The sequence below is a fragment of the Flavobacterium xizangense genome (genome assembly GCF_054075145.1).
This window is the reverse complement of record NZ_JBSIPG010000001.1, coordinates 422,300-441,380: the sequence shown is the minus strand read 5'-3', so window position 1 is coordinate 441,380 and position 19,081 is coordinate 422,300. Positions and strand designations below refer to the sequence as shown.

At 32.4% G+C, this 19,081-nt stretch carries 21 protein-coding genes; 7 read left to right on the top strand and 14 right to left on the bottom strand.

The window, feature by feature from the left end; all coding sequences use genetic code 11:
* Nucleotides 1–153 precede the first annotated feature (153 nt).
* Nucleotides 154–477: a single-stranded DNA-binding protein gene (locus ACWA1B_RS01830; protein WP_456904850.1), complete on the top strand. Its 324-nt coding sequence runs from the start codon at nt 154–156 to the stop codon at nt 475–477.
* Nucleotides 478–546: 69 nt separating this feature from the next.
* Here the strand turns inward: ACWA1B_RS01830 and ACWA1B_RS01825 are convergent, their stop codons facing one another.
* The 9 genes from ACWA1B_RS01825 to metG form a co-directional block, all read right to left on the bottom strand.
* Nucleotides 547–1,239, bottom strand: a complete 693-nt coding sequence (locus ACWA1B_RS01825) for a DUF2461 domain-containing protein (protein ID WP_456904186.1) — start codon at nt 1,237–1,239, stop codon at nt 547–549.
* A 350-nt stretch (nt 1,240–1,589) separates the two neighbouring features.
* Nucleotides 1,590–2,108 (bottom strand): ferritin, encoded by a 519-nt coding sequence (locus ACWA1B_RS01820; RefSeq protein WP_035652756.1) that lies wholly within the window; start codon nt 2,106–2,108, stop codon nt 1,590–1,592.
* 91 nt (nt 2,109–2,199) lie between these two features.
* Nucleotides 2,200–3,651: a hypothetical protein gene (locus ACWA1B_RS01815; RefSeq protein WP_456904184.1), complete on the bottom strand. Its 1,452-nt coding sequence runs from the start codon at nt 3,649–3,651 to the stop codon at nt 2,200–2,202.
* 155 nt (nt 3,652–3,806) lie between these two features.
* Nucleotides 3,807–4,943, bottom strand: a complete 1,137-nt coding sequence (locus tag ACWA1B_RS01810) for an OmpA family protein (RefSeq protein ID WP_456904183.1) — start codon at nt 4,941–4,943, stop codon at nt 3,807–3,809.
* Nucleotides 4,944–5,049: 106 nt separating this feature from the next.
* Nucleotides 5,050–5,679 carry a CatA-like O-acetyltransferase gene (locus ACWA1B_RS01805; RefSeq protein ID WP_456904181.1) on the bottom strand — a complete coding sequence of 210 codons (630 nt, stop codon included), beginning with the start codon at nt 5,677–5,679 and terminating at the stop codon, nt 5,050–5,052.
* On the bottom strand, nt 5,679–6,386 hold the full coding sequence (locus ACWA1B_RS01800; protein ID WP_035653506.1) for an HAD family hydrolase: 708 nt from the start codon (nt 6,384–6,386) through the stop codon (nt 5,679–5,681). Before ACWA1B_RS01800 ends, ACWA1B_RS01805 begins: the two co-directional genes overlap by 1 nt.
* A 135-nt stretch (nt 6,387–6,521) precedes the next feature.
* Nucleotides 6,522–7,409: a DMT family transporter gene (locus ACWA1B_RS01795; RefSeq protein ID WP_456904179.1), complete on the bottom strand. Its 888-nt coding sequence runs from the start codon at nt 7,407–7,409 to the stop codon at nt 6,522–6,524.
* Nucleotides 7,410–7,495: 86 nt separating this feature from the next.
* Nucleotides 7,496–8,971 carry a hypothetical protein gene (locus ACWA1B_RS01790; protein WP_456904177.1) on the bottom strand — a complete coding sequence of 492 codons (1,476 nt, stop codon included), beginning with the start codon at nt 8,969–8,971 and terminating at the stop codon, nt 7,496–7,498.
* Nucleotides 8,972–9,100: 129 nt separating this feature from the next.
* On the bottom strand, nt 9,101–11,236 hold the full coding sequence (gene metG / locus ACWA1B_RS01785) for a methionine--tRNA ligase (protein ID WP_456904175.1): 2,136 nt from the start codon (nt 11,234–11,236) through the stop codon (nt 9,101–9,103).
* Between the two features lie 459 nt (nt 11,237–11,695).
* On the opposite strand from metG, the gene ACWA1B_RS01780 reads away from it, so the two are divergent.
* A complete protein-coding gene (locus tag ACWA1B_RS01780) occupies nt 11,696–11,923 on the top strand; it encodes a CDGSH iron-sulfur domain-containing protein (RefSeq protein WP_109191044.1) in 228 nt (75 codons plus the stop codon).
* A gap of 143 nt (nt 11,924–12,066) precedes the next feature.
* A complete protein-coding gene (locus ACWA1B_RS01775) occupies nt 12,067–13,203 on the top strand; it encodes a DinB family protein (RefSeq protein ID WP_456904173.1) in 1,137 nt (378 codons plus the stop codon).
* Nucleotides 13,204–13,247: 44 nt separating this feature from the next.
* Here the strand turns inward: ACWA1B_RS01775 and ACWA1B_RS01770 are convergent, their stop codons facing one another.
* The 4 genes from ACWA1B_RS01770 to ACWA1B_RS01755 form a co-directional block, all read right to left on the bottom strand.
* On the bottom strand, nt 13,248–14,150 hold the full coding sequence (locus ACWA1B_RS01770; RefSeq protein WP_456904171.1) for a PhzF family phenazine biosynthesis protein: 903 nt from the start codon (nt 14,148–14,150) through the stop codon (nt 13,248–13,250).
* Between the two features lie 63 nt (nt 14,151–14,213).
* Nucleotides 14,214–14,771, bottom strand: coding sequence for a YdeI/OmpD-associated family protein (locus ACWA1B_RS01765; RefSeq protein ID WP_456904170.1), 558 nt, complete (start codon nt 14,769–14,771; stop codon nt 14,214–14,216).
* Between the two features lie 9 nt (nt 14,772–14,780).
* Nucleotides 14,781–15,266: a hypothetical protein gene (locus ACWA1B_RS01760; protein WP_456904168.1), complete on the bottom strand. Its 486-nt coding sequence runs from the start codon at nt 15,264–15,266 to the stop codon at nt 14,781–14,783.
* 55 nt (nt 15,267–15,321) lie between these two features.
* A complete protein-coding gene (locus tag ACWA1B_RS01755) occupies nt 15,322–15,759 on the bottom strand; it encodes a protease complex subunit PrcB family protein (RefSeq protein WP_456904166.1) in 438 nt (145 codons plus the stop codon).
* A 313-nt stretch (nt 15,760–16,072) separates the two neighbouring features.
* Here ACWA1B_RS01755 and ACWA1B_RS01750 point away from each other — a divergent pair, with 313 nt between their 5' ends.
* The 3 genes from ACWA1B_RS01750 (at nt 16,073) to ACWA1B_RS01740 (ending at nt 17,530) form a co-directional block, all read left to right on the top strand.
* Nucleotides 16,073–16,243, top strand: coding sequence for a hypothetical protein (locus ACWA1B_RS01750; RefSeq protein ID WP_456904165.1), 171 nt, complete (start codon nt 16,073–16,075; stop codon nt 16,241–16,243).
* A 51-nt stretch (nt 16,244–16,294) separates the two neighbouring features.
* Complete coding sequence (locus tag ACWA1B_RS01745; RefSeq protein ID WP_456904163.1) at nt 16,295–16,837, top strand: DMP19 family protein; 543 nt, start codon at nt 16,295–16,297, stop codon at nt 16,835–16,837.
* Between the two features lie 126 nt (nt 16,838–16,963).
* Nucleotides 16,964–17,530 (top strand): hypothetical protein, encoded by a 567-nt coding sequence (locus ACWA1B_RS01740; RefSeq protein WP_456904161.1) that lies wholly within the window; start codon nt 16,964–16,966, stop codon nt 17,528–17,530.
* A gap of 198 nt (nt 17,531–17,728) precedes the next feature.
* Here the strand turns inward: ACWA1B_RS01740 and ACWA1B_RS01735 are convergent, their stop codons facing one another.
* Nucleotides 17,729–18,211: a hypothetical protein gene (locus ACWA1B_RS01735; RefSeq protein ID WP_456904160.1), complete on the bottom strand. Its 483-nt coding sequence runs from the start codon at nt 18,209–18,211 to the stop codon at nt 17,729–17,731.
* Between the two features lie 232 nt (nt 18,212–18,443).
* Here ACWA1B_RS01735 and ACWA1B_RS01730 point away from each other — a divergent pair, with 232 nt between their 5' ends.
* Complete coding sequence (locus ACWA1B_RS01730; RefSeq protein ID WP_456904158.1) at nt 18,444–18,866, top strand: lipocalin-like domain-containing protein; 423 nt, start codon at nt 18,444–18,446, stop codon at nt 18,864–18,866.
* Nucleotides 18,867–19,081: the final 215 nt, after the last annotated feature.

Here is a 19,081-nt window from a genome sequence, read left to right as displayed (position 1 = left end):
ATTTCCATTTACAAACGTTTACAAATAGTTACAATCGAAAGTAAATAGTTTCCTACCGACTAATTTTTGATAGCGAATACATCTTTGCATCGTTGAATTTGAAAAACAGATTCACATTTATAAAAACATTAAAAAGTATAAGCCATGAATGAAATGAAAAACAGAGTACAATTGATTGGGAACGTAGGTGGTGAACCGGAAATCAGAACTTTAGAAACCGGCAAAAAGGTTGCACATTTGACCATCGCGACAAATGATTATTACAAAAATGACAAAGGTGAAAAAGTGCAGCAAACAGAATGGCATCGCGTAACCGCTTGGGGAAAAGTTGCTGAAATTATTGAAAAATATGTAGTAAAAGGAAAAGAAATCGCTGTTGAAGGTAAATTAACGCACAGAACTTATGATGATAAAAACGGGGAGAAAAGATATGTTACAGAAGTTGTTGTAAATGATATTTTATTGCTAAGCAAATAATCATTAATTAAAAATAGCCAAACCCGACAAGTTTCAAAAACTTGTCGGGTTTAATTTTATGCAGAATATTTATAAAACAGAAGCGCCGTTTATATCAGTTGTAAGTACTTCACTCATATAATCAAAAAACGGTCTCATATTTTTGAAAGCGTCTAAAGCCATTTCCAAAAATTGCGGACTCAATACTTCTTCGTCAGTAAAACGTTTTATAACCAGAAATTGTTTGAAACGCAGTAAATCAATTGCCGCATGATCGACATCAAAGCCTTTTGGTTTTGTTTTGAGTTGTTCGCCCTGTAAAGTTCCGAAGTTGCTGACGAAAGATTTTGCGTTCAATATTTTCTGAAAAGTTTCAGGATCTAATGCAAATTCTGTTCTGATTCGTTTTAAATCTGCGGCATTTGGTCCCCAAAAACCTCCGGCAAAAAAACTATTTCCTTTTTCCAAATGGAAATAATATCCGCCGCGTCTGGCAGCAGTTGCACGCGTATAACTTCCTCCCCAAAAATGTTTAAAAGGAGTTTTATCTTTAGAAAAACGTATATCACGATAAATTCTGTAAACACTTTTTTTGCCTGAAGTATTTTCTAAAACATCCGTTTTGGAAAGTTCTTTTAGTAAAGCGCCAGCAAAATTTTCAATATGATTTAATTCGATTAAATATTGTGGTTTATTGGCTTCAAACCAAGGTTTGTTATTGTTTTCTTTGAGCTGAACCAAAAAATCAAGACTAGATTTTGGGATAGTAATATTGTTTTCCATAATTAAATTTAAAAATCAGAAGCGGACTGCAATTTAAAACTAAAAAACCCACCAGAGAAATCTGATGGGTTTGTTTTATATCGTTAAGCAGTTTTTTTGAATAAATCAAACATCGGACAGCGCGAACAACGCTTCTTTTCGCTTTTTTTATATTTCTCACAACAAGAAGATTTACAGTTTTCCAACTTCTTAATGTTCTCAAGGATAACTTTATTCTTCTTTTTCTTTTTATCCTTTTTCTTGTCCTTGTCTTTTTCTTTCTTGCCCAATTTTCCTCTGTATTATAAAAACAGTGGCAAATATATAGCAAAAAAGTTATTTTTAAGCATTCTAAATAAACTTTAACTTTTTTATTTTGGATTGATAGCAATCGAGCTTGTAACTGTTAATTGCTGAATATCACGGTCAAACAAATAAAGTCCGCCTTTATCATCACCAATCAAGTTGATTTTATCCAAGATAGATTTAGCTGTAGCTTCTTCTTCAATTTGTTCAGATACATACCATTGTAAGAAATTATGTGTTGCATAATCTTTTTCTTCAAAAGTAATGTGCACTAATTCATTAATAGATTTCGAAACAAAAAGTTCATGACTATAAAGCTCCTCAAACATTTCTTTAAAAGTAGAATAGCTTGTTTTTGGTGCTTTTAAATCGGTTATGTGTGCGTGTCCTCCGCGTTCGTTTACATACTTTACTAATTTAAGCATGTGTGCACGCTCTTCATCTGACTGTGTATACATAAATTGAGCGATTCCCTCTAATCCGTGTACTTCAGCCCAACAAGCCATAGAAAGGTAAGTTTGCGAAGATTCTGCTTCTATGCGAATTTGCTTGTTTAAAGCTGTTTCAATATTTTTTGATAGCATAATGATGTCTTTTTTGTAAAATTAACGAAAATAATTCATTCCACTTTTTAGAAACGGCTAAAACAATGAGCATTTGGATTGATTCTCAATATTAATTTCTGTTTAAAGGAATAGATTTTGAAAACATGGCTTTGTTCATAATAGGATTTCCCGGATTTAGATCTATAAAACCATCTGTAAACTTGCGCATAATGTAGCTTTTTTCGACAGTATCATAATAACCCAAAATATAGAAATCGGTTAATTTTAGAATACTAACCAAAGAAATGTTTTTGCTAGTATTCATGAAATAGTTCAGATTGTCAATCGCTAAAGGATCTAAATTAGTATTGCTTACAAATTCAAAATCAGGATTTAATGCAGCATCAAAAAAGACCATTTTGCTTGCATTTTGTACGTTATTAAAACCGTCAAGAAAACCATTTGGTCCATAATTTACGCTCAGAGATTGATAGGAAGCAAATCCGCCAAAAGTGACAAAAATATTTTGCTTGTTTTTAAAAGCTGAAAGTGCTGCATTTACAGTCGATAACTGTTTTAGAAATTTGGCTGTTGTTTTTAATTTCTGAGGTTTTTCTCCGTTAATCTGCAAAAACATTGGTGAGTTTTTAAAAGTGATCGAATCATTTTTTGAAACCGAAATATTTTTGATGCTTTTGCCCGAATCAAAATCTTTTATACTGAATAAAAGCTGTTCTGCATTTGCACTAATTTGATATAATTTATTCTCCAGATAAAAAGAGTTTGTGCTTTTAGATGATAACTGAGTTTCTGGCGTGTCAAAGATTTTTTCTGTTACCTCATTTGTTTGCAAATCAAGGTTAAAAACCTGTGTATGTTTTGAATTGTAATCAAAAGTCAGGATAATGCGATCATCCTGCACGTACATTTTGCTTTTTTCTTCGCTTTTGTCCAAAGAAGAAAAATCATCAGATTCGATTTTTTCAATAGGATAATGGTATTGAACAAGCGCACTGAATGAAACACCTTGTCCTTTTTCATTTTTAAAAGAAAAAGGAGTAAAATTGAACATTTTTATTTCGCATTTTTCATTTCGGAATTCAAATAAAAGCAAATGTTCCTGATCTTTTTCTTTAGAAAGAACATAAAAGGCATCGTTTTTTTGAAAAGAAGTTATGATGTTTCCCGTATTTGCCGGAAAATCAAAACTTAAAGTACTAGATTTTTTGGTTTCCAGATTGTATTTTACAATTCGGATATTTTTATGATTTTCAGAACCCCAATATAGCGTTGGATTTTTATCTTCTCCAAAACTGTAACCCATCAGGATTCGTTTTTGTTCACTACGCAAAGTATCCCTGAATTGACTGGAAAGAAATAGTGATTTACTATATTTTAAAATATTGATAGTCTTATTGTCAGAAGCAAAAACATATACTTCGTGTGTCTTGGTGTTTTCTGCATTTATAAGCTGGCCATTTTCATAAGGCTTATTCAAATTTAAAACAGCAGAATTTAATATAGTTTGGCTCAACAATATTGATTGCGAAAGCAAAAGACCTAGGAGCAGTAATTTTTTCATTAGGATTTGGTGGATATATTTTCAAAATTAATGAAATAAAATGATTTTTTGCAAAGGAATATTCAAAGCACTTATAGATAATTCTTTGTTTTTTAATGATAAAAAAAGCCTCAAAGAAATTTCTTTGAGGCTTAATTCTTAAAAATAAAAGGAGATTATTTTACTCTAAAAGTAACTCTTCTAGCTAATCTTCTAGCTTCTTCAGAATCTTTTTGGATTGAAGTGTCAGCTCCTTCAGAGATAACATTTAATCTTGAAGATGAAATACCCGCTTTTTCTAAAATGGTTTTAACATTTGTCGCTCTCATATTTGCTAACTTGTTGTTGTATTCAGAACTTCCTACCTGATCTGCATGACCAACAATATCAATCGATGCAGATGGATTTTTTCTTAAATAAGATAAAATAACATCAATTGCAGATGTTGAAGCTTCAATTGGAGTTGCTTTGTTAAAGTCAAAATAAACACTATAGTATTTATCGTTGATTATTTCTTTAACCACATCTTTGTCTGAAACAACTGTATTGTTTACGGGTTTTTCAACAATAATTTGTTTTTCTGGAGTTTTTTTAATTTGCTCTTCAAGACCAGCTACTTTATTTTCCAAAGCGGCAATATCAGCGTTATCAGACATTACAACCCAGTCGGCATGTTTTGTGTTTTTGCCTAAGTAAACTTGTAAACCAATAGTTCCGTTAAAAAGCAAACCTGAGAAGCCTCTGTTTCCTGTTGCAGCAACTCCATCAAAAGTGTGATCTTGATAAGCATTTAAGATTGTACTCATATCTGCTGTTAAAGCAACTCTATCAGTTAATCTTACTTGTCCTGTCAAGCCGGCAATTGCGTTTCCAATTCTGTCTCTAACATGGTAGTCCTTGTTTTCTAACTGAGCAACTCCAAAACCGGCGTGTGCTAATAAACCAAACGTATTAGTCCATGTTTCAAAATTCATAATACGACCTAAGTTTGCTACTGCCTGCAAGTCAACTCTGTAATATTTTGAATCAAAAGGAAGTGAGCTGTTTTTTTGCTCTGTTAAGCTATTGTATCCAAAATCAGCTTTTAAACCAAACTTATTGTTAAGCATATATCTTACTCCTAAATCAGCAGTAAAAGGACTGATTCGTGAGCTGTAATAATTACTTGAAGTAAATGGACGCTGTGCTTTGTTAAAACCACCATCAAGTTCTACAGACCATTTATTAAAATTATCTGTCGCTTTCGTTTCTGTTTGTGCACTTACACGCATAATGCTTAAGGCAAATGCCAGAGTAATTACAATTTTTTTCATTGTTATTTGAGATTTTAAATTTGCCCAAAAAAACAATGTATTGTAGGAATTATCGTCCAGAAAAAGCCAAAATTATAATATTATAAGGTTAATCGAAAAAACAGTATTATTTATTCATCAATTCCTGAAAGAAATCTACAAATTGACCCAAATGCAATCCATCCATTAATCCATGATGAACATATACGGCCATTGAAACTGTTCTTTTGCCCGTTTCTGAAACCATCATTTTTCCGAAAGAAACTTTAGGACAACTGTCAGGAAAAGTAAAACTTCGCGCGTGTGTAAGCGATGTAAAGTTTAACCACGGAATCGCCGAAAAATGGATAAGATTATCGTCATTAAATTCTCTTGTAAAAAGTCCACTTGTGTTTTGAATTCTTTCAATTTCAGCTAAAGCACTTTTTTCGAAGATTTTAAAATCGGGATTGTATTCAATTAAAGAAAATCCGAATGTTCCGTCTTCACGACCAATTGTTGCTGAAGCATCAATACGATCGTTGATGTATATTTTATCGCCTGAAATTCTATATTTGAAATTTTCAATCGAATTTACAGCGACCAATGTTTTATGTAGGTAATAAATAAAAAAGGAAACATTCAGTTCTTTTGCACTTTGATACGCTTTTGTACAATCAATTTCAACAGTTGCACCAAAAAAAGGTTCTTCCATTCTGCTGAAATGGGCAAAATGCTCTTTTCTGTTCCAGTTTTCTAAATCTAAAAGTGTTTTCATTATAATAAATTCGGAACCACCTCTGCAATAGTTTCAAATGAACTAAAATGCTCGTGTTCTATAGTGTGATTAATTTTTTCGTGTTCCCAAGTGGTGTGAAACGGAATATGAACGGCGTAACCGCCAATTCCTAAAACAGGAAGAACATCCGATTTTAATGAATTACCGATCATCAAAAATTCATGTGCCTGAATATCCAAACGGCCAAGTAGTTTTTGATAATCGATTTCTTGTTTGTCTGACATTACTTCAATATGGTGAAAATAATGTCCTAAACCTGAGCGGTGTAATTTGCTGTGCTGGTCTTTTAAATCACCTTTTGTAGCAACGACCAATTTGTATTTGCCTTTTAAAGCTTCAAGAGTTTCTTCGATTCCGTCGAGAAGTTCGATTGGCTTTTCGAGCAATTCTTTTCCGTATTGAATAATTTTTTCAATTACTTCAATCGGAATTGTGTTATTTGAAATGTTCATCGCTGCTTCAATCATCGAAAGAATATAACCTTTGATTCCGTAACCGTATAAAGGCAGATTGGCAATTTCAATTTTGAATAATTCTTGAGAAATGCCCTGATGCGAAAGATAATCTTCCATCAAAGCACAAAATTTATGTTCGGTTTCCTGAAAATAAGGCTCGTTTACAAATAAAGTATCATCAGCATCAAATGCGATTACTTTTAAGTTTGGAATTTTAGTTTTATGTAACATAATGTTTTTGTTTCAAGTTTCAGGTTTTCTTTGTTTCAGGTTTTTTTGCGACAGATTATTAAGATTAAAATGATTTTTTAAATCTACTCAAATCTGTGATCCCGACAGCTATCGGGAGCGTGAAATCTTTTTATATCAATTTTTTGAAAAAAGCCCTTTCAAAGAAATTGTTTTATCGTAAAAAGTAATTCGGATTCCGAAAAGCAAAATGATTCCACCGAAAACCATTTGTAAAGTTATTTTTTCTTCCAAAAACAACCAAGCCAAAATCGATGTAATTACTGCCTGACTTATTAAGCTCAACGAAACTCTTGTTGCTCGCATGTGCTGCGTTGCATAACTTATCGAAAGCCATGCACATAACTGACAAATTACTGCTTGCAAAACCAATACAAACCAGCCTGTATTTGAAAATCCAGTAAAAGGTTCGTTTAACGAATAACAAAGAATTCCTAAATAAAGGCTTGATGATAATAAACTGATGGTCATAAACGACAAAACATCAACTTCTGAAAGCACATTTTTACTGACCAAAAGATAAATTGAATATAGGATTCCGGATAAAACGGCAAACAGGAATGCTTTATCGAAGTTTAAATCTATAAAAAACTCAAAGCCAACCAAAGTCACCATTCCGAATAAAGCGACCAATGTTCCGATCCAGAAATTTGTTGCCGGTTTTGCTTTCAGAAAAAAGAAAGAACCGACACCAACCCAAACTGGAGATAAATTGGTCAATAGCGAAGCTTGTGTTGCGCTTGATTCCTGAATTGCAATATTCCAAACTGCGACATCCGAAGAAAATAATACACCGCAAAGCATTGCCAAAAGTGTAAATTTTAGACTCGGAAGTTTGAAATTTTTACTCAAAAAGGTATACGGCAAAAGCAAAATTAAGGCAAAGAACATTCGGTAAAAAGCCGAAATTAAGCCTGGTGCTAAACGTAGTTTTACTAATATAGGGAAAATCGAAATGCAGAGTATACCGCAGATTAAGGCTAATCTTGGTTTGGTGAGTTTCATTTTAGTTTTGTTTTTTAGCTTTCTAAAGTAAATTACTGAAAGAAAAGCTTAGATTTTTAATTTAAAACTTTAATTGAATAATGATATTATTCAGTAAAACTAAAAATCTGATATTTTTTATTTGTTTTATTATAATTTCCCAAGTATAAACTCTTGTTGAACTTAAAAAGTATTAAATCTTTATATAAGCTTTTTGTAAAGAATGAAACACTTTCATGAATATCTTTGTCTTTTTCAAGGAAAATTCTAGCTTTATCAAAAGCTGAATTTTTTACTTCACCCTTAACATGATTAAAATTAGAATCAAATAGACAGTTGGTGTAAAGTACAATTTTATCTGTATAAGAAACCAAATTTTCAACTGTATAACTTCCATAATAAATTGGTACCATACCGCCAGCGCCAACTCCAATACCCGTAATTCCCATTCCGCCACCACCACTAGCATGAGATTTATCTACAGAACTTCCTATTGCGGTATAATAGATTCCATTTAAGTTATAACAGGATATACTTGGAAAGTTATGAATTTTGCGAAGAAACTTCTCTGTGTTTTCAATATTTTTTTGATTAAGAATACCATCACTTTCCTGAAAAAAATCAGAGTTTTTAAAGTCTATTTCCTGATCATGTAAAACCTTGTATTCTTTAATCTTGTTACCATTCAAATCACTTATCGTAATAAACAAAACAAAAGCATTGGTTTTTATCTGAAGAATTTTATTGTCGATCAAAAATGAATTCGATTTAAATATTAATGAGCCATATTCTCCCCTCTGAGTTTTTGGTTGCGCAATAGACTTAAGTTCTGATGTGAAATCTTGAGAATTAATTCGTAAAACTAGGGTTGCGTTTGCGGTATTATCCATTGTAAAAATAATCTCATTGGGACTATAAGTATAAATTTTATACCTTTTAGTGCTCAATGTCAGTGATGGTGGACTATCATTTGCTATATTCTGAAAAGAGGGTTCTGCAGATTCATCCGTTAAAACTGTATATAAATTTGCAGGATTACCATAAATATTTTTGAATTCTAAATGAGACAAGTCTACTGTCTTTTCACTTAAGTTGCCATTATTATCGGAAATATAAAATTTTAAAATGCTTGTGTTTTTAACAATTGTAACAAGATAAAAAACATTATTTATTGTAAGTCCTTTAATTACCTTTTCTTTTTTTAATTCTAAACTTATAGGAGTCGTTTTGATTTCTTTAGTTATAAAATTAAAATATTGAGAATTGATTTTTTTTCTGTCTTCTGATCCCCAAAAAACAAAATAATCGTTTTCATTCTGGCTATATCCAATAATTTCGTCATACATTTTTTCAGGTCTTGTAGAAGACAAAGAATCTTTTATTCCGAATTTTTCGTCGAATCGTATAGCAGTAACTTTCTCTTTATCATTCAAAAACAGAATAACTTCTTTTTTGTTTTCATTAACTACTTGAAAAAAATCTCTTTTCTTTTCCAGTGCCAAATCAAACTCTTTTACAATTTCTTGAGAAAAAGAAATATAGTTGCTTAAAAATAATAGAACAAATAGTAGCTTTTTTGTCATTTGACGTAATTGGATTAATTTATTTTTGACGAATATCTGATTTTTTGAAGACTTATGAAATGTTTATAAAGTAAAAAGCGTGAATTAGTTAATCAACTAATTCACGCCATTCATAAAATATTAAAATCTTTAGTTTACAGTAGATCCATTCGGCGCATCAGCATCTGGATTTACAAATACTAATTTTCCTTCGGCATTTGTTGTCATCAGGATCATTCCCTGACTTTCAACACCGCGTAAAGCTCTTGGAGCAAGGTTTGCTAATACAGAAACACGTTTTCCAATGATTTCTTCCGGAGAAAAACTCTCTGCAATTCCAGAAACAATTGTGCGAACATCAATTCCAGTATCTACTTTAAGAACTAAAAGTTTGTTTGCTTTTGGCATTTTTTCTGCCTCAAGAATAGTTCCGATACGAATATCCATTTTTGCAAAATCCTCAAACTGAATTAAATCTTTTTGTGGTTCTGGTTGTTTGCTTTCAGCAAGATTTGCGGTTTTTGTTGCTTCCAATTTGTCTATTTGTTTTTGTATTTCTTCGTCTTCGATTTTTGCGAAAAGCAATTCTGCTTCGCCAATTTTATGTCCGGCCGGAATTAAATCTGAATTTTCAGAAATGTCATTCCAACCTAATGTTTTGTCAATAACAATGTCTTTTGCATCGCGATCTTTCTCTTTCAAGAATTTACTGAATCCAGCAAAATGTTCTTTAAGATCATTTAAATTTAAGATTTTAGAAAGTTTAGCAGCTGTAAAAGGCAAAAATGGTTCTGCTAAAACGCTTAACGCAGCAGCAATTTGCAACGCTACATACATTTGTGTTTTAACACGTTCCGGATTGTCTTTCATTACTTTCCAAGGCTCCTCGTCGGCAAGATATTTGTTTCCTAAACGGGCAACATTCATCAATTCGCCTAAAGCTTCACGGAATCTGTAACGCTCAACCGAACTTGAAATTACGGCTGGATACGCTTTTAATTCAGCTAAAGTATTTTCATCAACTTCAGTAAATTCATTTGGCGTCGGGATAATACCATCGTAATATTTGTTGGTTAAAACCACAACACGGTTAATGAAGTTTCCGAAGATCGCAACTAATTCATTGTTGTTTCTGGCTTGGAAATCTTTCCACGTAAAATCGTTATCTTTTGTTTCTGGCGCGTTTGATGTTAATGCATAACGCAAAACATCCTGCTTATCTGGAAATTCTTCTAAATATTCATGTAACCAAACCGCCCAGTTTTTAGAAGTTGAAAGTTTATTTCCTTCTAAATTCAGGAACTCATTTGCAGGAACGTTGTCTGGCAAAATATAACTTCCTTCCGCTTTTAGCATAGCTGGGAAAATGATACAGTGAAAAACAATATTATCTTTCCCGATAAAGTGAACCAATTTCGTTTCTTCATCTTTCCAATATGGTTCCCAGTCTTTTCCTTCGCGCGCTGCCCATTCTTTCGTAGAAGAAATATATCCGATAGGCGCATCAAACCATACGTATAATTTTTTTCCTTCGGCACCTTCAACAGGAACATCAATTCCCCAATCAAGGTCACGTGTTACCGCACGAGGCTCTAATCCGCCGTCGATCCAGGATTTTACTTGTCCGTAAACATTAGGTTTCCAGTCGTTTTTGTGACCTTCTAAAATCCATTTTGTTAAGAAATCAGAATAACGGTCTAAAGGTAAAAACCAGTGTTTTGTTTCTTTTAAAACTGGCGTTTCACCAGTAATTGTTGATTTTGGATTAATCAAATCAGTCGCGTTCAAAGTCGATCCGCATTTTTCACACTGATCGCCGTAAGCTTCCGGATTATCACATTTTGGACAAGTTCCAACTACAAAACGGTCAGCTAAAAACTGATTTGCTTTTGCATCGTACAATTGTTCTGTAACTTCTTCAATAAAATCGCCTTTATCATACAAAGTTCTAAAGAATTCTGAAGCCGTATCATGATGAATTTTTGCCGAAGTTCTAGAATAATTGTTGAAAGAAATTCCGAAATCAGAAAACGATTTGCGGATAATTCCGTCATATTTATCAATAACTTCCTGTGGTGTAATTCCTTCTTTTTTGGCTTTCATCGAAATTGCAACGCCGTGTTCATCGCTTCCGCAAATAAATGCAACGTCTTTTCCTTGCAAACGCAAGTATCTCGAATAGATATCTGCAGGCACGTAAACCCCTGCTAAATGCCCAATGTGGATTGGTCCATTTGTGTAAGGTAATGCTGCTGTGATTGTATATCTTTTTGGATTCTGTTTCATAACTCAATTTTATTGAGTGCAAAAATAAGCAATAGAATTGAGATTTTTAAGTTTCATGGAGATTCAGGACGAAAAGGACTTTTAATATGGATCGTTCCTACGGAACTTTTGTTTCTATCCGCATTTTTTCAACGGATTAAAATCCGTTGCTACAATATAATTCGAGCCAATGGCTCTTTACATAAAAGTTCCGTAGGAACAATTTGTTTTGTAGCAACGGATTTTAATCCGTTGAAAATGAACGATTGTCAAAATAAGAGTTCCGTAGGAACGATTCATATAAATTTATCAATCTTTGCGGGACTTCGACTTCGCTCAGTCTGACAAAAGAATAAAAACTTCATGAATCTCTGTCGGTAAACCCATAAAATAGAACCAGTTTAAACTAGCCTTACAAGCAAAATCTTCAAGATTTATTTCGCAATCTTTGCATTCGAAAAAAAACAAAAAAACAAGTTTATGAGCAAGACAAAACTAATCATCAATAAAAACGGATCAATTAAAATTGAAGGTGATTTTGAAATCATGGATCCGGAAGGAGCGCTTTACGGTTTACAAGGAAGATCTGCACTTGGACTTTGCCGTTGCGGATTATCAAACAATAAACCATTTTGCGATGGTGGGCACAGAAATAATTTTGAACACGATTCTGTTGCGTTTGATTTACCTCCGATGAAAACAAATTAAGAAATTCTATTTCTGTGATAGTAAAAGCTGCATTTATTGCAGCTTTTTTTATTCCTTTTATTTGAAAGAATTTTCGAATAAATAAATGTTTTCTAATCTTAAAAAACAGTATATATTTACAAAAAAATGTTAAAACATAAACAATGAAAAGATTTATAATACTGTTCCTGTTTTTAAGTTTAATTTCGGCAAAAGCGCAAACACAAAGAATAATTTCTAACGATTGGATGGTTTTTCGCCAAACTATAGATATTCAAACTCCGGTAAAGAAAAAATTTAGGGTTACCGCTTCGGCAAAAGTAGAATCAGACGAACCAAAAGCCTGGTCAGGACTTTATGTAAGAGTTTACAATAAAAATGATGAAGATGGTTTTTTTGATAACATGAACGATAGACCAATAAAATCCAAAGAATGGCAATCGTATACCGTTGAAGGAACAATTGATGAGAACAGTCAGACATTAGTTTTTGGAGGGATTGCATCGCTTAAAGGAAAGTTTTATTTTGATAAATTTCAATTATTTATCGAAAATGCAAAAGGTGTTTTTGAACCGGTAACCATTTTAAATTCAAGTTTTGAAACGCCCGCAACCAATACAGATATTCCAAAATGGAGTTTAGGTACACCCAAACAAAAAAATGCTAAGGTTAAGGAATACACCATTTCTTCAGATAAATCAAGCGTAGATGGTAAACGTTCGTTACTACTTGAAGGAAAAGGTATCATAATAAAAGAAAGAGGAAAAATAGGAAATGTTCCAGGCGCTTCACCAAAAATTGCTGATATGATTTCAATGCTCGACGACCTTAAAGATCGTGTTGAACAAACGGTTAAAAATATGGATCAGTACGAAATTGATTATTTGCATGATGAAAAAGCCAACCGAATTGGAGCACTTGTAATGCATTTGGCTGCAGCCGAAAAATACTATCAGGTTTTTACTTTTGAAAATAGAGAATTTAACGAAGAAGAAAAGAAAAAATGGGAGACCGCTTTGAATCTCGATCAAGGTGCGCGAGATGAATTTAAAGGGCATGATATTCAATATTATCTTGATATTTATAACGAAGTAAGAGCAAAAACCATTTCGGAATTAAAGAAAAGAGATGATGCATGGTTTGCCGAAGTTCAAATGAAATATGATATAAGCAATCAATATTGTTGGTTTCATGTTATGGAACATCAGTCAAGCCATTTGGGACAAATTTTATTCTTAAAAAAGAGAATTCCGCCTCAACAAGAACCATTAAAACCAATTAAACAAGAGATTAAAAATTAAAATATTGGATATAAAAAAAGCTGCATCTAGAAAATGCAGCTTTTTTATATATAAAGCTCCCCTTTCATGGTTATAATCGAAGAACCGCCCACTAAAATATCTTCTTCACGATTCATAACTTCAATCATTGAGGCTTGTTTTAATTTTACACCTTGAAGAATTTTATATTCTTTTTCAGATTTGGTGAATTTCTTTTGAGTTAAAAAACCAATTAAAGGACCTGCCGCCGTTCCCGTTGCTGGATCTTCATTAATTCCGATTATTGGATTGAAAAATCTTGTTTCTACTATATGTTCTTGGCCTTCATCAGCAATGGTAAAACAATAAAAACCTTCAAAATTATATTCTTTTGATATTTCAATCAAAAGCTGATTGTCCGGAACAAAGCTGTTGAGCAAATAACTGTTTTTTATAGGAACCATTAGGTGTGCGACTTCTGTTTTAACTATCGTCGGAACAAAAGCATTTACATCTAAATCTTCAATTTTTAAGCCGAGTGCTACGGCAATTCTATAGGTTGGAATTTCCTGCTTGATGACTGCCGATTTTTGATGCATTTGAACAACAGGATAAAATGTATTGGTGTCAAAACTTACAGTCAACGGAATTGCAGAATGTTTCATAATTACAAAAGGCTCACTTTCGTTTTGTTCATCAAAAATAGGTATTCCTTTTAGCAGAGCTCCACAGACTGCGCCAAGTAAATTATGTCCCGCGCCATCGATTTCGATTCCAGTTGGGGTAAATGAACGAACTATCAGTGCTTTATCTCTTGTAGAATAATAGACAAAAGAGGTTTCGGAATAGCGAAATTCTTTAGAAATATCTTTATAAGTTTCTAATTTTAAATTACCCTCTGTAAAAACTACAGAAAGCGGATTTCCTTTATAGCTTTCGTTTGAAAATACATCTAAAACGTAATATTCTAATGCTTTTCTTCCTTCCATTCCTTTTTCTTTTTTTTTAGACGGAATAAAGTTACTGTTTATACTATACTAAAGCAATAGGCATTACAACATTCGTTTTCCTTCGGCACTAAACTTTATTGCTTTTTCCAATCTCGAAATTCTGGTTTTTTCTTGTTTGGCGCTCATAATCACGTGAATTATTACTTTTCTGTAGGATGGTGCCTGATTGTTGAAATATTCCCAAGCTATTTTATTTGCTTTAAATTGTTTTTCGAGTTCAGGATCTAGAACGTACGCTTCATTTTCATGGGAGTAAATTTTGGATCTTTCGTCAGATTTTAATTCGAAAGCTTTAATTCCGGCTTCTTTCATGAGTCCGGCTTTTGTTAGTTGTTCGACTTTCTTGATGTTGATTGCACTCCAGATACTTGATTTTTTTCTTGGCGTAAAACGGATGGTGTAACTTTCGTCGTCAATAGTTTTTCGAATACCGTCAATCCAGCCAAAACAAAGCGCCTGATCAACAGATTCTGACCAGGTCATACACGGTTTTTTGCTTTTCACTTTATAGAAACCTACTAAAAGTTCAGTTTCTGTTTTATGATGCTTTTCTAACCAAGCTCTGAATTTTTCTTGAGTGGAGAAGAAGGTTGGTGTCATTTTTACGATTTAGTTGAAGTAATTATATAATGTAACGATTATAATGGTTATAAATAGTATTGAAAGAAAATTTGATAGCGCCCTTCTTTTGTTTTTTGTTTCCACATACTGTTTGAATAAGAATGGAATATTATATTTAGTAGAAATAACTTTTAATATTTCATTTGCAAATTCATATGATTTTGTCTGACTGCTCAATTTTGATTCTTTCTCAAACGCACAAAATCTGAAAAATTCTACGGGTTCAGATTCATGCTTTTTTAAATAATAAATTACTGCTTCTTGAATGACAGCACGTGATCTTTCTTCTATTTCAAATTGAAATTCTTTGATTTCTTCTGGAATAAGAATTGTTTCTTTTGAGTTGAATTGATAGATTAAATTTTCTGCTAAAAATACTTCCCACGTTATTTCTTTATATCCAAGGTATAAATAGTTGCATTCAATTTTATCTTCAGTGATTTTAATTTTGCAATTATTGTGAAATAACTCCATTGTTTTTCAGATAGTATTATCTGTAAATGTATTATAAATAACAGAAAAAACGCAATTATTTAAAAACCACCTTTTTGTTTGATTTTGCTATTTTAATGATATGAAATGGCTGTGTAATTACTGAGGTTAGATTGCCTTTGTTTAATTGTTCCACTTTAACTATAATCTGGCTGTTTGATTGTGATATCTTGGTGATGTCGATTGAATAACCGCCACTCTTACGCACTTCATCAAAAACAGCGATGATCTGATATTTGCTAAAATCGATATTTGTTTCCTTAAAATTAGAGACTTCGGCAGGACTTATTTTACTTAGTAAAGAATTCCAAGCCGGAAGATCTTTGATTACTAGATTGGATTTCGGAATTTTTTTGTCACTGCTATAAGACTCTTTGGTGATTTCTGAATATGAGACTTGCGAACTTGTGGCATCTTCACTACTACAACTCGAAGCGATGAATATAATACTTAAAAGGATAATTATCTGTTTCATGGTTTTTGGTTGAATTTAGTTGTTTTTTTATTAAATATCTGTTTGTTAAATAGATGAGTATTTTTTAAAATGGTTGCGTCATGTTTAAATGTTATTCTGAAAAAAGATTTTTTCTTATGAAACCGAGATTGCGTTAGGGATAGAAGTGGAAAGCCCACAGCCTGACGAAGGAAGTGCGAGGACTTGTAACGGATAGCCCGGCCCGCCGCGGCGGGAAACGCCCCAAAAAATATTTTCGAAGCTATTACTATTTATCCGAAATTTGCAAAACAATTCCTGAATAAAAGGATTTCATAACTAAAGAAGAGAAATCATGGCAAAAGGACCTGAAAAAAATATGAAAAATAAGGCTTTGCATACTAAATTGCTGAATAGGAAAAAAGCAAAACTTCGCGAGGAGAAAGAAGCGCAGAAACTTCGGTTGAAGGCGTTAGTTGCAAAAATAAATGAACAGAAGAAAAACGGCGAATCGGAGAGCAAGTAAATTAGATTGCAGATTTTCGATTTTGGTTTAAACGTTACAAAATAATATACAATGGAAGAATTCGGTAGAATAATAGTTTCAGAAACGGCAATGAATAGTGGTAATGCGCAGGATATTATCAATTCAAATATTTCGGTAATCAATTTAATGCGCGAGGAAAAAGTAGATGATGATTTGATTCACGAAGATGCTTTAATGAGTTATTATCTGGATTTTTATGCGCAACAATATGCAGCGGGAAATTTTTCGCAGTTTGTTTATAATTCGGGTTGGAATAAGGAATTGAATGAACTTGTTGAAGAAGGTCTGGCTTTAATTGGTGCCGAAAAGCATTTAGAATTGTTTCAGGCGCAAGCCAAAAGAGTGAAATTATTGAGTACGGTTAAAATCGCTAAATTTTTAAAGGGAAAATTTGAAGGCGTAAATCCGACCAGGGATTTATTGAATAATAATGTTTTTTTTGAATTGGATGAAAATCTAACAGAAATGAATGCGAATTTCCTAAAAAATCATCCCGATTTTGAAGTACTTCCGGTTGATGAAATTTTCTCGGTTTTGGAGGAATTTGTTGGGCATGAGATTAAGAGAGCTTAATGTTTTAAGGGCAAAGGTGCAGAGCTACAAAGGTTCAAAGGTTTTTTTAATCAAAAGTATTTTGTAAATTATTGTATTTCAATTAATTGATTTAATTTTAGTTTGTTCTAAAATCTGGAGAATTTTATGGAAGAACTTACACATATCAAATCGGTTATTGGGATTATTTTGGGTTTGGGTCTAACACATTTAATCAAAGGTTCGGTTATTTTTATTCAGCATCCGGGACGAAAAAAAAAATATTTTGTGCACTCGCTCTGGGTGTTTTATGTTTTTTTGCTTCTTATTCATTTTTGGTGGTGGGAGTTTAATCTCAAATTAATTCACGAATGGTATTTTGCCGATTATTTTTTTATAATCTGCTATATTTTAATCTATTATTTGCTTTGTGCGATTTTATATCCAGATGATTTGGTTGATTATACGGGATATGAAGATTATTTTTATTCGAGAAAAAACTGGTTTTTTGCCATCTTGGCGCTCAGTTTTATTGCTGATATGATTGACACGGCGATTAAAGGAGGTGATTATTTTTTGTATAATCAAACGGAATATTACGTTCGGATTATTGGTCATATTTTGCTTTGTCTGATAGCGATTAAAATTCATAACAAAGTTTTCCATACTGTTTTGGTGGTCCTATTTATCGTTTATGAACTCTCTTATATCTTGCGATTATTCAATATCGAGTAAGTTTTTGAAAGGTTCAATATTGCAAAGAAGAAATGATTTGAAAGTTTTTGTTTTTTAAGACTGAGTCGAGTTGATGTTCGCGTCAACGCTTTTCAATCTGTGTTATAAATTATGAATCAGATGTAAATAAACCGGCTACTTTTTTTTCGCTTCTCCATAACAGTCGAAATAAAAAAGGACAAATGCCCAATTAAGATTTTACCTTAATTGAGCATTGTTAGAATCTGCATATTCAACCTGAATTTCTTTAATTTCTTTATCAAGTTCTAATAATCCACTAAAAGCGCCTTGCATCATAGTAGCTGCTTTGACTTCATTATCTTTAGTTGTTAAAATATCGATGTTGGCTTCAAAACCATCCATTGAGGCTATGCTAATGTCAAACATATCCAGCATCTTTTTTCTAAGACCTCTATCTGAATTTAACGGCATTAAAAGATCAACGGGTTTTTGTGCAGCAACTAATTTGTTTCTTGTTGAAGCAATTAGTTTCAGGAAATCCTTTTTTGATTCTGGTTTACCAATATAGTTTAAACTGCTGTTCAGGAAAGCGTCATTTGCTTCAAAAAGTTTTTTATGAGCATCGACAATTTGATTGTTATAACTCGTAGTAGTCTGTTGATTACAGCTTGTAAAAGTTCCAGAAATGATTAATAAGAGCAATAAAGTAATTTTTTTCATAAGTTTTGACGTTGTAAATTATTGTTAAAACAAATATATCAGAATTATTTTAGTAAGTTATCTTTTAATATAATTTTCACTGAATTGATTTTTAAATATTTACGTTTTTAATCAATTTTATGAATTTACTTACGAATTCCTAATAATTATATAAACGTTTGAGCAAGTTATGTAACAAACCTGCAATGCTTTGAAATTAATTTAGCAGTATTAATTTTTAAAGAAATCAAACATGAAAACTAGACGTATATTATTCGGGTTATTATTATGTATCGGATTATCAGCTGTGTCGTGCAGCAATGACGATAATGAAGGAGAAACATTAATTCCGCTAGAAGGAAAATGGAATCTTAGTAAAACAGGAACCGTAGTAGGAGGTACAGAAACATTAATCGACGCACCGCAAAATCAAAGCGGATGCGACAGAGATTATCTTCAGCTAAAACTGGATAATACAGCAACAATTGGAGATTATGATTCAACTGTGAGCGCTTGTGCGTTAACAACTCAAACAGGAATCTATTCAAGATCACACAATAATTTAACCATTTCTATTACAGGTGGTGCAAGTACAACACAAGATATTGTTAATCTTACGCTTTCAGAGCTTAAGCTTAGAGATGCAAGTGGAAAGATTACGGTGTATACCAGATAATCAATTATAAATATTAAATCTTGAATTATCAGGATTTATAGCAAAACGGGAATAGCTTTTTGAAGTTATTCCCGTTTTTTATTGTCATTAGCATGCAGAGATTCATAAAGAAAAAACACAGAGTCACGTAAAAAACTTTGCAAATCTTTGCGTAATCTTCCCGCATCTTTGTGAAATAACTTTTTCCCGATAAACTTTGTCATAATCTTAGGAAA